The 13,488-nt window shown below is 31.3% G+C and carries 14 protein-coding genes; 10 read left to right on the forward strand and 4 right to left on the reverse strand.

What is annotated here, in order from left to right:
* Positions 1–9 precede the first annotated feature (9 nt).
* The 4 genes from rlmH to JM82_RS07615 all read left to right on the forward strand — a co-directional run bounded on the left by rlmH (position 10) and on the right by JM82_RS07615 (position 4,248).
* The gene (gene rlmH / locus JM82_RS07600) at positions 10–483 is read left to right on the forward strand and encodes a 23S rRNA (pseudouridine(1915)-N(3))-methyltransferase RlmH (RefSeq protein WP_145002106.1); all 474 of its coding nucleotides are present in this window, start codon (positions 10–12) and stop codon (positions 481–483) included.
* A 33-nt stretch (positions 484–516) separates the two neighbouring features.
* Positions 517–1,092 (forward strand): non-canonical purine NTP diphosphatase, encoded by a 576-nt coding sequence (locus JM82_RS07605; protein WP_145002107.1) that lies wholly within the window; start codon positions 517–519, stop codon positions 1,090–1,092.
* Positions 1,093–1,410: 318 nt separating this feature from the next.
* Complete coding sequence (locus JM82_RS07610; RefSeq protein WP_145002108.1) at positions 1,411–3,288, forward strand: DEAD/DEAH box helicase; 1,878 nt, start codon at positions 1,411–1,413, stop codon at positions 3,286–3,288.
* 114 nt (positions 3,289–3,402) lie between these two features.
* The gene (locus tag JM82_RS07615) at positions 3,403–4,248 is read left to right on the forward strand and encodes a carboxypeptidase-like regulatory domain-containing protein (protein WP_145002109.1); all 846 of its coding nucleotides are present in this window, start codon (positions 3,403–3,405) and stop codon (positions 4,246–4,248) included.
* Between the two features lie 79 nt (positions 4,249–4,327).
* Here the strand turns inward: JM82_RS07615 and JM82_RS07620 are convergent, their stop codons facing one another.
* Both JM82_RS07620 and JM82_RS07625 read right to left on the reverse strand, forming a co-directional pair.
* Positions 4,328–4,987, reverse strand: coding sequence for a TrmH family RNA methyltransferase (locus tag JM82_RS07620; RefSeq protein WP_145002110.1), 660 nt, complete (start codon positions 4,985–4,987; stop codon positions 4,328–4,330).
* 62 nt (positions 4,988–5,049) lie between these two features.
* Complete coding sequence (locus JM82_RS07625; RefSeq protein ID WP_145002111.1) at positions 5,050–5,877, reverse strand: hypothetical protein; 828 nt, start codon at positions 5,875–5,877, stop codon at positions 5,050–5,052.
* Positions 5,878–5,982: 105 nt separating this feature from the next.
* Between JM82_RS07625 and JM82_RS07630 the strand changes: the two genes are divergently transcribed.
* The 3 genes from JM82_RS07630 (at position 5,983) to JM82_RS07640 (ending at position 8,708) form a co-directional block, all read left to right on the forward strand.
* Entirely contained in the window at positions 5,983–6,654 is a 672-nt protein-coding gene (locus tag JM82_RS07630; RefSeq protein WP_145002112.1) for an SIR2 family NAD-dependent protein deacylase, read from the forward strand.
* Between the two features lie 2 nt (positions 6,655–6,656).
* The gene (locus JM82_RS07635; RefSeq protein ID WP_145002113.1) at positions 6,657–7,583 is read left to right on the forward strand and encodes a DUF4421 family protein; all 927 of its coding nucleotides are present in this window, start codon (positions 6,657–6,659) and stop codon (positions 7,581–7,583) included.
* A gap of 117 nt (positions 7,584–7,700) precedes the next feature.
* Positions 7,701–8,708 (forward strand): hypothetical protein, encoded by a 1,008-nt coding sequence (locus tag JM82_RS07640; protein ID WP_145002114.1) that lies wholly within the window; start codon positions 7,701–7,703, stop codon positions 8,706–8,708.
* Here JM82_RS07640 and JM82_RS07645 read toward each other — a convergent pair whose 3' ends face one another.
* Positions 8,709–10,346: an ABC-F family ATP-binding cassette domain-containing protein gene (locus JM82_RS07645; RefSeq protein ID WP_145002115.1), complete on the reverse strand. Its 1,638-nt coding sequence runs from the start codon at positions 10,344–10,346 to the stop codon at positions 8,709–8,711.
* 400 nt (positions 10,347–10,746) lie between these two features.
* Here JM82_RS07645 and JM82_RS07650 point away from each other — a divergent pair, with 400 nt between their 5' ends.
* From JM82_RS07650 to JM82_RS07660, 3 genes are all read left to right on the forward strand, one after another.
* Complete coding sequence (locus tag JM82_RS07650) at positions 10,747–11,334, forward strand: RluA family pseudouridine synthase (protein WP_315897462.1); 588 nt, start codon at positions 10,747–10,749, stop codon at positions 11,332–11,334.
* Positions 11,335–11,368: 34 nt separating this feature from the next.
* Positions 11,369–11,557: a hypothetical protein gene (locus JM82_RS07655; RefSeq protein ID WP_145002117.1), complete on the forward strand. Its 189-nt coding sequence runs from the start codon at positions 11,369–11,371 to the stop codon at positions 11,555–11,557.
* A 125-nt stretch (positions 11,558–11,682) separates the two neighbouring features.
* Positions 11,683–12,129 (forward strand): KTSC domain-containing protein, encoded by a 447-nt coding sequence (locus JM82_RS07660; protein WP_145002118.1) that lies wholly within the window; start codon positions 11,683–11,685, stop codon positions 12,127–12,129.
* Positions 12,130–12,229: 100 nt separating this feature from the next.
* Here the strand turns inward: JM82_RS07660 and JM82_RS07665 are convergent, their stop codons facing one another.
* Entirely contained in the window at positions 12,230–13,474 is a 1,245-nt protein-coding gene (locus JM82_RS07665) for a glycosyltransferase (RefSeq protein ID WP_145002119.1), read from the reverse strand.
* Positions 13,475–13,488: the final 14 nt, after the last annotated feature.

Consider the following 13,488-nt stretch of genomic DNA (forward strand, 5'->3'; position numbering starts at 1 on the left):
AATTAACATATGACTATCAAACTGCTTGCTATAGGCAAAACAGACAATAAACAACTACAACAGTTAATTGATGATTATACAAAGCGATTAGGCTTTTATATAGGTTTTGATTTAGAAATTATACCAGACTTAAAAAAAGTAAAAAACCTTAGCGAAGACCAACAAAAACAAAAAGAAGGCGAACTAATTTTAAGCAAACTTAAACCTACAGATATTTTAATATTACTAGACGAAAATGGCAAACAATTTGACAGCGTTGGTTTTGCAGATTATTTACAAAAACATATGAATTCTGGAGCAAAACAAATAGTATTCGTAATTGGTGGTCCTTATGGATTTAGCCCAGAAGTTTATGCCAAAGCACAAGGAAAAATATCGCTATCTAAAATGACATTTTCTCATCAAATGGTACGTCTATTTGTAATCGAGCAATTATATCGTGGCTTTACCATTTTAAGGAACGAACCATACCATCATAGGTAAATAAATTTAAATTAATAATCAAAAATTATATACATGCAACTTGTTTTTGCTACTAATAATCTAAATAAAGTTAAAGAAGTCCAAGCTTTAATTCCTGCGCACATAAAACTACTTACCCTAAAAGATATTGGATGCTTTGAGGATGTACCAGAAACCCAACCAGATATCAAGGGTAATGCTATACAAAAGGCAGAATATATAAAACAAAACTATGGTTATGATTGCTTTGCAGATGACACAGGATTAGAAGTAGATGCGTTAAATGGACAACCTGGTGTTTTTAGTGCCAGATACGCTGGACCACAACGCAACGACAGTGATAATATGGATTTATTATTAAACAATCTTAAAGATAAAAATAATAGAAACGCACAATTTAAAACAGTCATTGCGTTACACATAAATAACAAACTAGACACGTTTACTGGTATTTGTAAAGGCGAAATAACTACAGTTAAGCATGGAGAAAAAGGCTTTGGTTACGATCCAATTTTTAAACCAAATGGATACACATACACTTTTGCCGAAATGGAATTAACAGAAAAAAACAGCATTGGACATCGTGGTAAAGCAGTACAATTATTAGTCAATTTTCTTAATAATCTTTAAATAGGTTACAAGATTTAAAAAATTGAATTCAATTAAGCCAATAATTATCTTTTCAAGGTTAATTTCACTACTGTTTGCAATTCATTTATCATAGTCATAATAACACTTACGCCTTTTATTTACAGCACTTGCAGAGGATAAAATAATAAAAATTGAATATCAGAAATAAAAACGTACCTTTGCACCTTGAAAAACCCAAGAGGGTTATTTTATTCCTCAGAGAGAGGATGTGTTATTAGAAGTTTAGGTTAAGTATATTCAATGCGCTTCTATTTGTAACACCAAACAGATTGACATTGAAATACATACTATAAAAGAATGAGCACATTCCAAGATTTAGGTCTAAACGAAGATCTATTAAAAGGTATTGCAGATTTAGGTTTTGAAACACCATCTGAAGTACAAGAAAAAGCAATCCCAATTTTATTAAACCAAGAAACAGATTTAGTAGCGTTAGCGCAAACTGGAACTGGTAAAACTGCAGCATTTGGTTTTCCAATGTTACAAAAAATTGATGTAGACAGCCGTACTACACAAGGGTTGATATTATCTCCAACTCGTGAGCTATGTTTACAAATTGCTAACGAGATGAAAGCCTACGGAAAACACCTTAAAGGGTTAAACGTTGTTGCTATTTATGGAGGATCAAGCATTACTGATCAAGCAAGAGAAGTAAAAAGAGGTGCACAAATTATTGTAGCAACTCCTGGTCGTATGAAAGATATGATCAACCGTCGTTTAGTAGATATTACTAAAATTCAATATTCTGTTTTAGACGAAGCAGATGAGATGCTAAACATGGGTTTTAAAGAAGATATTACAGATATTCTAGCTGGTACTCCTGAAGACAAAAACACGTGGTTATTCTCTGCAACTATGCCAAAAGAAGTGGCAAGTATTGCAAGAGATTTTATGAACAGCCCACAAGAAATTACTGTTGGTCATAAAAACCAAAGTACAGATAACGTATCGCACGAATACTATTTAGTAAATGCACGTGATCGCTACCAAGCTTTAAAACGTTTAGCAGATGCTAATCCAGATATTTTTTCAGTTATATTTTGTAGAACAAAACGTGATACTCAAAAAGTAGCAGAAAACTTAATCGAAGATGGTTATAGTGCTGGAGCATTACATGGTGATTTATCACAAAACCAACGTGACATTGTCATGAAACAATTTAGATCTCGTCAAATCCAAATGCTTGTTGCAACAGACGTTGCTGCACGTGGTATTGATGTAGATGATATTACACACGTAATTAACTACCAATTAAGTGACGAAATAGAAACTTACACACACCGTTCTGGTCGTACAGGTCGTGCAGGTAAAACTGGTGTATCAATGGTAATTGTTTCAAAAAGTGAAGTACGTCGTTTAAAAAGTATCGAACGTATTATCAATCAAAAATTTGAATTAAAAGAAATTCCTAACGGAATGGAAATTTGCGAAGTACAATTAATGTCTTTAGCAAACAAAATACATAACACAGAAATTAATCACGAAATTGACAAGTATTTAGAGGACATCAACACGTTGTTTGCTGATACGTCTAAAGAAGAGTTAATTAAAAAATTCTTTTCTGTAGAGTTTACACGTTTCTTTAATTACTATCAAAAATCTAAAAACCTAAACGTTACAGCTGGAGACTCTGGACGTGATGGTGGTCGTGAAGGAAGATCACAATCTTCTGGAAGTGCTGCACGTTACTTTATTAACGTTGGAGAAAAAGATGGTTATGACTGGATGAAATTAAAAGATTTCTTAAAAGAAGTTTTAGATCTAGGTCGTGATGATGTATTTAAAGTTGATGTTAAAGAAACATTCTCTTTCTTTAATACTGAAAAAGAACACCAAGAAAAAGTCTTAGCATTCTTTACAGACTACAAGGACAACGGACGTTTTGTTAATGTAGAAGTTACAGAAGACAGAGGCGGAAGTCGTGGTGGTCGTGATAGAAACCGTGGAGGTGGCGGAAGACGTCGCGATGGTGGAAGTGGTGGCGGAAGACGTCGTGACGATAAACCAAGAGGAGAAAGACGATCGTCTAGAAGAAGCGATGACAGTTCTGGTAACAGAAGTGACAGACGCAGGAGTAGCGATAGTAGTTCTGAGAGATCTAGTCGTTCTAACAGAGATAAATCAGAGTTTAAAACCTCGCACTCTAGACCTACACGCTCTAGACGTAAAGATTAATACAACCTACTAGTTAACTTAAAATTAAACCTTTTTGTTAATATTTAGTCAAAAATAAAAGAAGACGCTATTTATAGCGTTTTCTTTGTTATTTTTATAACTGAAATTTCATACATGAAGTACTACTTATTTATTTTACTAGTTGGTTTAAGCACAACTTTTGGTTTTTCTCAAACTAAAAAAGAAAACACAAAAGCAGTAACTTCTATCAAAAAAAGTATTGACTCTACTGCTGTAAAAGCAGAATCTACTGTCAAAGGTATCATTATTGATGCCACTTCAAGACAACCCTTAGAAAACGTAAACATTGTTAATCTAAATCAAGTTATAGGTACAGCTACAAATGATAAAGGTGAATTTGAATTGCGTGCACAAGCAAATGACACCCTTCACCTATCCTATTTAGGTTTTAAATCCATTAAAGTTAAAGTAACCAATGACTGGGTTGATCAAATCGAAAAATCTACTATTACACTAACAGAGTTAGCTTTAGCTCTAGAAGAAGTTGTTGTTACTGGATTAAAGTTAACAGGTTATTTAGAAGTAGACATTAAGCAAGTAAATATAAACACAAATTATAGATATAGTATTTCGGGTCTTTCTAATGGTTATGAAGCCGGAAAAAAGCAACCTAGTGCTGTAACTAAGGTTTTAGGATCAATATTTAATCCGCTTGACTTTTTATACAACACCTTTAGTAATAAAGGGAAAGAGCTTAGAAAGCTAAAAAAAATGAAAGAGGATGATAATATACGCAACACGTTAGCTACACGCTTTGACAGAGAAATGTTGATAGCATTACTTGGTGTTAATAAAATTGATTTAGACGAAATTGTTAGCCAATGTAACTACTCTGAAGAGTTTGTAACAACAGCTAATGACTTACAAATATTAGATGCTATTAGTGAGTGTTATGAAGAATATAAGGTTTTAAATCGTGGTCGTAAAAAAAGACTATAATTAAACTATTATACAAGAAATACAAAAAAGCTCAAATTAAATTAATTTGAGCTTTTTTTATATACTAAATCAAAGTCAATCACGATTTGTCGCTGTAAAATCGCGCAACTATGTCGTCATAACTCTTAATTGTTTTTTTACACCAATCTAGTCTTTTTTCTAACTTTTCATCTTCAGTTAATTGCCAATTAATATCTGTTTTTTTTAATTTAGATGTTGCATGTTGTAAAATAATTGCAGCACTAACAGATATGTTTAAACTTTCAGTAAAACCAACCATTGGTATTTTTAAAAAGCTATCTGCTTGATTTAAAACAGCATCAGATAAGCCTTCAGTTTCTCTTCCAAAGAAAAAACACGCTTTTTTAGTGACATCAAAATCATACAAATCACAATCATCTGTATGTGGTGTTGTTGCTACAATTTGATACCCTTTTTGTTTTAAGTTTTTAATACAATCTGTTACAGTATCAAAACGGTTTAAGTCTACCCATTTTTGCGCTCCCATGGCTATTTCACCATCAATACGTTTACTATTAGTTTCTTCTACAATATTTAATTCTTGTAAGCCAAAAACATCACAAGTACGCATGACAGCACTAGTATTGTGTAATTGGTAAACATCCTCTGTTGCGACAGTAAAATGTTTTGTACGTTGATTTAAAACTTGTTTAAAACGTGCTAATCTATGGTCTGTTAAATAGGTTTCTAGATGTTGTAATAATTGTAAGTCTATCATGGTATAAAAATAAAAAACCTGATGGTATTAGCATCAGGTTTTTAAATAGTTTAATATTATAATTAATTGGCTCCTATGTTACCTTGTGCTAGTATAACCCCTAAATTAGTTGCGCTTAAGTGCACATTAACGTATCCATTGACAGTAAAAACATCGTCAAACCCAAATGGTGTACCGTTATCTAATTGTGCCACATTAGTTTTACTAATTCTAGAAACTACAGGATTAAATGTAAAAGCAATAGCTCCTGGTGCTGTTGCTACACTTCCTGAATGGATATGTGCTGGATGTACACCTCCTTCAGGACTTCCTATTAAAGATATTTCAGCAAGAGCTTCTCCATTAACGCGTTCAGTAAAGGTTATGGTTCCAGAAATATCACTTACATCAACTTCGCTTAAAGGATAACTAAAAGTATTTGTTGTTAATATATTTTGACCAATATCTGACTGTGTTACAATAACGTTGCTTGTTTCGCTTTGATTGATCACAATATTTCCATCAAAGTCTAATAAGGCTTCATAAGATATCGTGGTACCATCTTCTAGTGTAGAAAAGGTGGTTCTGCTTTTTCCAGAATTACCATCAATAGGAACTAAATTTATTGCTACTTGGCTATTTGCACCATCATAATCTGCTGCTGTGTCAAAAGCGATTTTGGCAGGATAAAACTGATTAGTTTCGGTTCCAACCAAATTAACTTCGATAGTTATTGTACTGTTGGAATTTTTAAAATATTCTATTGTTCCAATGATATTAGAATCACCAAATGCTTCGATATTAAAAATTTCTGAAGCTATAGATGTTATTTGTTCTGAAGCATCATCATCAGAACAATTGGTAAATAATGTAATAGAAATACAAAGAAAAAGATACTTGAGGGTTTTCATGGATTAATTTTTTAAAATGAATAACTTAAATTTTTTACTAAGCTTTAAGATATTAAAGGGAATTAATCTTAAGTTTATAATCGAAATTCAAATGTAGTAAAAAAAATGAAACATCTAGTAGTACTTACAGGTGCAGGTATTAGTGCTGAAAGCGGAATTAAAACGTTTAGAGGTGCAGATGGGCTTTGGGAAGGTCATGACGTTATGCAAGTAGCCTCTCCAGAAGGCTTTGCTAATAATCCAGCATTAGTCCTAGAATTTTACAACCAACGTAGACGTCAACTATTACAAGTAAAACCTAATAAAGCACATTTAGAGTTGGCTAACTTAGAAAAACATTTTAAAATTACTATAATTACTCAAAATATTGACGACTTACATGAACGTGCTGGAAGTACAAATGTTATCCATTTACATGGCGAATTATTAAAAGTGCGAAGTACTAAAACCGAAACTAACATTTTAGATTGGAAAAAAGATTTAAACCTTGGTGATTTAGACAGTAATGGTCATCAATTACGACCACATATTGTATGGTTTGGAGAAGCTGTACCTTTAATAGACAAAGCTGTAGAGGTTTGCGCTACTGCAGATAAGCTGCTAATCATTGGTACCTCTTTACAAGTATATCCTGCTGCCAGTTTAATGCATTATGTACCAGAAAATACACCTACTTTTTTTATAGATCCTGACCCTTCAATTTCTAGCACAAAAAACTTAACTGTCATTGCAGAAACTGCTACTAAGGGTATTGACACATTTATCTCTGTTTTATAATTATGAGATATTGGCTTGTAGTATTAATTTTGTTTTTATGTACAATTGTAGTTGGTCAAAACACAGTACTTTCATTTAGAGAAAATCTATTACTAAAATCAAATATTAACACGCAAAACGAATCCTTTTCAATACAAAACAACAACCAATCTATTCTTGTTAATGCTAACAATACCTATCGGTTAGAAGTTGGTGCTAACTATAAATTTTTAGGATTAAAAATCGGATTTTCGCCAAGCAGCAGATCTTCTGATTTTAAATCAAAATTTTTGAATTCGCAATTAAATATCTTTATTAAACATTGGATACAAAGTTTTGAGTATAGAAAAGTAAAAGGTTTTTATCAAGAAAACAATGCGCAGTTGTTGGCTCAATTTCCTGATTTAAAAACAACAAGTTGGCTTGGTACAACATCTTATGTTTTAAATGATAATTTTTCGTTGAAACATTTAACACATCTAAATGAATGGCAACGAGAAACAGCTGGTAGTTTTGTCCCAACTTTAAAATACGGTTTTAATAGATTAAGTAATATTATTGATTATCAAAAAGTCGCAGAAAATAGTTTTGACCTTTCCTTTGCTCCTGCTTACTATTATACTTGGGCCTTCAAGGATCATTGGTTTATATCCTCATCTATCGCTCCAGCTGTAGGTGTTAGGTTTACTACCGAAAAACTAAACACTGCTATAAATAAAGACACTTTTATATCGCGAGCATTAGATTTAACATTACAATTTGGATATACTTCTGAAACGATAAGTGCAGGAGCTAGTTTTAATTTTGACTCCAATGCTATTAATAAGGATCTGACACAAAGTATGGTTAACGATAAAAGTTATGCTAGTCTTTATTTTGGTTATAGGTTTATGCCTCCAAATTTTTTAAAACGAACGGTAGAACAAATAGAATCCACCATAGGCTTATAAAAAACAATCAAACAACATGAAAACCAACAGGTTAAATATATTTAATCAAATTAGTTATTATGGTTAAGGTGTTATATATTTAATCAATAATCGCTATTAACCAACCACTAAATAAATATGAATACTAAGAAGATAGACCTTCTTAATATTGGACTTATTACCATATCATTATTGATTGCAATAAAAATTCCTTTTGAATTGTTTTTGTTCTCTTATGCTATTTTAGGACCATTACACTATTTAACCGAAATTAATTGGTTAAAAGAACGTAATTACTTTGTACAGAAAAATATAAAGTGGACGTATTTTTTTACTGTTTTTGCCATAATACTGGCTATATATCCTGTTTACAAATTTTTAGATTTAGGCTTAAATAATAGCTTTAATGATCTTTTAAAATTAATAAACCAAAACACAAACGCTTTACTGTTAATAGGATTTTTTCTTGCTGTAGGATTAATATTTGTTAGCAAGGTTAAACATCTAATACTCATATTATTTACTGCTATAGTATTAGCCTTCACTTTAACATTGTATGTACCAAAATACTTGTTATTTGTTGGGCTATTTTTACCAACGCTTATACATGTGTATCTGTTTACTTTTTTATTTATAATTTTTGGAGCTTTAAAAGCTAAAAGCAAGTATGGATTTATATTGGCTTTTATATTATTGTGCATTCCTATTATTATTTGGCAAATTCCGATAAATGCCAAAGGTTATAATTTGTCACAAAGTGCTATTGACACTTATGTAGATAGTAACATGATGGGAGTAAACAGTACTATAGCTGGCTTTTTAAATCTATTTGAAAACGGAAAATTTTATGCACTATCTGAAGTAGGTTTAAAGATCCAAATATTTATAGGTTTTGCGTATACCTACCATTATTTAAATTGGTTTTCAAAAACATCAATAATAGGTTGGCAAAAAGCTATTTCTGTTAAAAAAGGGTTTTTAATATTAGGTATATGGATAGCTTCTGTTGCATTATACTTATATGACTATAAAACTGGATTAGTTGCTTTATTCTTTTTAAGTTTTTTGCACGTATTTTTAGAGTTTCCTTTAAATGCTCTAACTATAAAAGAAGTCTTTTCTATTAAAAACTATAAGCTAAAATAGCTATTTCATTAAATTAATATCTGCAATACTTTTAATACGGTTTCGTTCTAAAAAGGCATCAATAGTTTCAAAATGCTCAATAACACGCTGGTCTTTAAATTCGAAAACTTTTTCTGATAAACCTTGTAAAAAATCTCTGTCGTGAGACACCAAAACTAATGTACCATCAAAGGATTTTAATGCTTCTTTTAAAACATCTTTAGATTTTAAATCTAAGTGGTTTGTTGGCTCATCTAGTATTAATAAATTAACAGGTTCTAATAATAACTTAACCATTGCTAATCTTGTTTTTTCTCCTCCAGATAGCACACCTACTTTTTTATCAATATCATCGCCTTTAAACATAAAACGACCTAAAATATTTTTAATTCCAGTCCTAGCGTCACCTTTAGCAACCTCATCTACAGTTTGAAAAACCGTTAAATCATTATCTAATAAAGCTGCTTGGTTTTGTGCAAAATAACCGACTTGAACGTTGTGTCCAAGACTACACGCTCCATCATAATCAATTTGACCCAAAATAGCTTTAATCATAGTAGATTTACCTTCTCCATTACGTCCAACAAAACTAACTTTTTCGCCTCTTTTAATAGACATATTAGCGTCACTAAACACAACGACATCGTCATATTTTTTTGTCAAATTTTGTACAGATACTGGATAATCTCCTGATCTTGGTGCTGGCGGAAATCTAAGTTTTAAAGCTGAGTTATCAACTTCATCAATCTCTATAATTTGTAGCTTTTCAAGCATACGCTCTCGTGATGTGACTTGGTTTGTTTTAGAGTAAGTCCCTTTAAAACGCTCAATAAAAGCCATATTGTCTGCAATAAATTTTTGTTGCTCTTGATAGGCTTTAATTTGATGACTACGTCTATCTTCTCTTAACTGTAAATAATGACTATAATTAGCCTTATAGTCGTAAATACGACCCATTGTTACCTCAATAGTACGATTAGTTATATTATCAATAAAAGCTCTGTCATGCGATATTACCATTACTGCATTAGCTTTATTAACTAAAAAGTCTTCTAACCAAATAACAGATTCTATATCAATATGGTTTGTTGGCTCATCTAATAAAATTAAATCTGGCTTTTGTAATAAAATTTTAGCTAGCTCAATACGCATACGCCAACCACCAGAAAACTCGTTAGTTAAACGCGCAAAATCTTCTTGTTTAAAACCTAAGCCTTTAAGTGCTTTTTCTACTTCGGCATCGTAATTAACATCCTCTAAAGCATAATATTTTTCGCCTAAATCTGATACTTTTTCAATGATAGCCATGTACTCATCACTTTCATAATCTGTTCTAGTTTCTAAAGCTTTATTAAGCGCTTCCATTTCGTCACGCATAGCATAAACGTGCTTAAACGCTTTTGCTGCTTCTTGAAAAACAGTACAATCATCCTCTGTCAATAAATGTTGCGGTAAATAAGCAATAACAGCGTCTTTAGGTGCTCTTACATGACCTCTTGTAGGCTTTTGTTCGCCTGCAACAATCTTCATCATGGTTGACTTACCTGCACCATTTTTACCCATTAAAGCGATTTTGTCTGTTGGATTAATTACAAAAGACACATCACTAAACAAGGCGGTTCCGCTAAACTCTACTGCTAAATTATCTATAGAAATCATAGTCTGTTTTTTAAAGTTGCGAAAGTAATAAAAAGTGTGGATTTACTTCTATTTAATATTTGATTTTGTCTGTTATTTCAAGTACCTTCGATAATATTCTAACCCTTTTATAATTTAGACAACTATCAATTTATCTCAAACCCATATTGTACCTAAACAACATGTACCAATAAGACTTCAAGATTATGGTGTTGGTATTTTTGAAGCTGCATTAACAAAATCTGCTTTAAAAAAAGTTTTAAAAAAGCAATACATAACTGTAAATGGTAACATTGCAACGTCTGCAACTTATATTAATGGAGGTGAAACTATTTGCTTAACAATAACACAAGATGCACCTCCAAGAAAAAGTCTAACGTTTAAATTAGAGGTTTTATTTGAAGATGATTATCTAGCTGCTATACACAAACCAGCAGGTATTTTGGTTAATGGTAATAGCTTTAAAACTATAGCCAATGCACTAACACAAAATATAACTAGAAGTACACTTAGCGACGTTGCAAAACCACAGCCTGTGCATAGATTAGACTTCCCAACCACTGGTATTTTACTAGTTGGTAAAACTAGTAGTAGCATACGTGCCTTAAATACTTTGTTTAAAAACAGAGCGATAAAAAAAACGTACTACGCAGTAACTATAGGTACTATGGAACACGAAGGTTTTATTACCACTACTGTAGATGGTAAAACTTCAAAATCAAAATATAAGGTACATCAAACGATAGATTCTAAACGTTTTGGAAAATTAAATTTAGTCCAATTAGAGCCTTTTACTGGAAGAAGACATCAATTACGCAAACATCTTTTTAGTATAGGCAACCCTATTTTAGGTGACAAAGATTATGGCTTTGAAAATTTAATATTAAAAGGAAAAGGTCTATATCTACATGCTTATTCTTTACAATTTATCCATCCTTTTACAAATGAAAGCTTATATTTAAAGGACCAATTACCTAAACGTTTTAAAAAGTTATTTGCTGACATTTAATTTTTATTTAATTTAAAAAAGAAACCTCCCACAAATGACACGCTTCCATTTTACAAATTTTATTATTATAGCTGCTACTGTATTATTAATTATTAATATTTATGATTTAGATTTTAATAATATTAAAAATGGACCATTTAGCGGAATCGTATCTAATCTTCTTATAATTATAGCCATGATACTTACCAGGAGAGATATAAAAAAAAGAGAGAGCAAAAACTAACTTTTAAGACTAATTAGCTGTTTTAGAGACTATAAATTATAAATACGATAATTTATTATAACTTTCTAACACTCAATTCAAAACAAAATAGTACTTTCGCGCCTTATTAAAAAAAAGCATCTGTTATGAAGCGTATTAATGAGTACAAAAAACTATTTAACGTAGATCAAGATTTATCTTTAAAAACGTTAAAATCGTCTTACCGTAATTTGGTTAAAGAATGGCATCCTGATAAGTTTCAAGCAGGTGATGAAAAAGCGCAAGAAGCAGAATTAATGAGTCGTAAGGTTATTGATGGATACCACTTTTTAGTTAGTATCTCTCCAGAAACTATTGAGGCTAACAAAGAAGAATATGCAGTAACGGTTACTAGTCCTATTATGGATTGGAAGCATAAAGGATTGTTATTAGAAGTTACTTTTTTAAATGGAGATACTTATGAGTACTTTGGTGTAAATAAAGCTTTATACATTAAGTTTTCTCAAAGCGACAAGCAAACACGTTTTGCTAAACGTAGTATTTTTAATTCTTTTCCTTACAGAAAAATTAAAAAGAGTGAAGTTACAGCTTAATTGCTAATACTTAATACACATAAAAAAAGAGCTAAAATTTTAAATTTCAGCTCTTTTTTATTTAATATTATATAACTACTAATTTTTAACTCTTTAGTCTTTAGTCCTTAGGTTTATTTTTTTCTTCAATCCATTTGCTCATAAACTTAGTACTTTGCATGGTATGATGCATTAGCATTTGTCCATAAAAATGTTGCTGCCTATGTACTTTTAATCCTGCTTTAAGCAATTCTATTTTATATAAAACATCCTTGGTATAAATAGCTTTATCATACAATGTATTAATAATCATAAATCCATTTTTTTGCTTCCCATTCCAATAAATTTTATTAGAATACAACTCCACTGCTTGCTTAGCAAAATTAACAGGATCGTCAGCAATAAAAGCATTAGTATCTTTTAAGGTTCCGTACATACCTTCTGCTCCAATAGTTGTGGTAACACATGGTGTACCATTTAACATCGCATCTATTAATTTACCCTTAAGTCCTGCACCAAAACGTAAAGGTGCTAAACAGACTTTAGCGTCTTGCATAACCTGATTAACATTGTCCGTAAAACCTTTTATTAAAAATCCTTCTTTTGGATTATGTAATTGCATTGCTTTTTCTGACACGTAGGATCCATACACATGCATTTCGGCTTTAGGTAATTCCTTTTTAATAAGAGGCCAAATATTAGATTTTAAAAACATGACTGCATCAACATTAGGTTTATGCATAAAATTACCAATGGTAATAAAATGGTTTCTGTCTTTAAATTTAGGGCTATTTCTTTGGGCTTCTGGCGATACAGGATCTAATAAAAATGGTAAATAATATAATAGATGCTCATCTATTTTAAATTGATTTACTAATATCTCTACCTCAACTTGTGATATAATAAATGATAAATCGCAACGTAAAATACTTGCAATTTCGCGTTTAGCAGTATCATTTTGCAAGTAATTTTTATCAAAAATAGCTTGATCTTTAAACGCTTGCTCACGTCCTTTACGCAAACAATGTAAATCTTCGGTATCTAAGATACGTAAGGCATCAGGACATTGTTCTGCCACACGCCAACCAAACTGCTCCTCCACCATAAATCTATCAAAAATAACTATGGATGGATTTAGGTCTTTTATAAATGTATCAAAACTAGCATCGTTTAATACAATGTTTTTTATGGTAACACCAATACTTGATAAATCAAATGCATTATCCGATTTAGCACAAGCACTAGCAAAAATAATGTCATAATTAGCTGATTGAAATACTTCAATCAATTGCATCATCCTACTTCCTGCTGCAGAACTTTTAGGTTCTGGCCAAACAAATCCAATTATTAAAACTTTTGGTGCCAATTGAGGGATATTTT

The organism is Olleya sp. Hel_I_94 (genome assembly GCF_007827365.1).
In the GTDB taxonomy this organism is placed as follows: Bacteria; Bacteroidota; Bacteroidia; order Flavobacteriales; family Flavobacteriaceae; genus Olleya.

What these genes read in the sequence shown, in the direction of transcription:
- JM82_RS07660 (WP_145002118.1), top strand. Translation starts at nt 11,683, where the DNA reads ATGAAGCGTATTAATGAGTACAAAAAACTATTTAACGTAGATCAAGAT.
- JM82_RS07615 (WP_145002109.1), top strand. Translation starts at nt 3,403, where the DNA reads ATGAAGTACTACTTATTTATTTTACTAGTTGGTTTAAGCACAACTTTT.
- JM82_RS07630 (WP_145002112.1), top strand. Translation starts at nt 5,983, where the DNA reads ATGAAACATCTAGTAGTACTTACAGGTGCAGGTATTAGTGCTGAAAGC.
- JM82_RS07635 (WP_145002113.1), top strand. Translation starts at nt 6,657, where the DNA reads ATGAGATATTGGCTTGTAGTATTAATTTTGTTTTTATGTACAATTGTA.
- JM82_RS07605 (WP_145002107.1), top strand. Translation starts at nt 517, where the DNA reads ATGCAACTTGTTTTTGCTACTAATAATCTAAATAAAGTTAAAGAAGTC.
- JM82_RS07655 (WP_145002117.1), top strand. Translation starts at nt 11,369, where the DNA reads ATGACACGCTTCCATTTTACAAATTTTATTATTATAGCTGCTACTGTA.
- JM82_RS07625 (WP_145002111.1), bottom strand. Translation starts at nt 5,877, where the DNA reads ATGAAAACCCTCAAGTATCTTTTTCTTTGTATTTCTATTACATTATTT.
- JM82_RS07620 (WP_145002110.1), bottom strand. Translation starts at nt 4,987, where the DNA reads ATGATAGACTTACAATTATTACAACATCTAGAAACCTATTTAACAGAC.
- JM82_RS07610 (WP_145002108.1), top strand. Translation starts at nt 1,411, where the DNA reads ATGAGCACATTCCAAGATTTAGGTCTAAACGAAGATCTATTAAAAGGT.
- JM82_RS07640 (WP_145002114.1), top strand. Translation starts at nt 7,701, where the DNA reads ATGAATACTAAGAAGATAGACCTTCTTAATATTGGACTTATTACCATA.
- JM82_RS07645 (WP_145002115.1), bottom strand. Translation starts at nt 10,346, where the DNA reads ATGATTTCTATAGATAATTTAGCAGTAGAGTTTAGCGGAACCGCCTTG.
- rlmH (WP_145002106.1), top strand. Translation starts at nt 10, where the DNA reads ATGACTATCAAACTGCTTGCTATAGGCAAAACAGACAATAAACAACTA.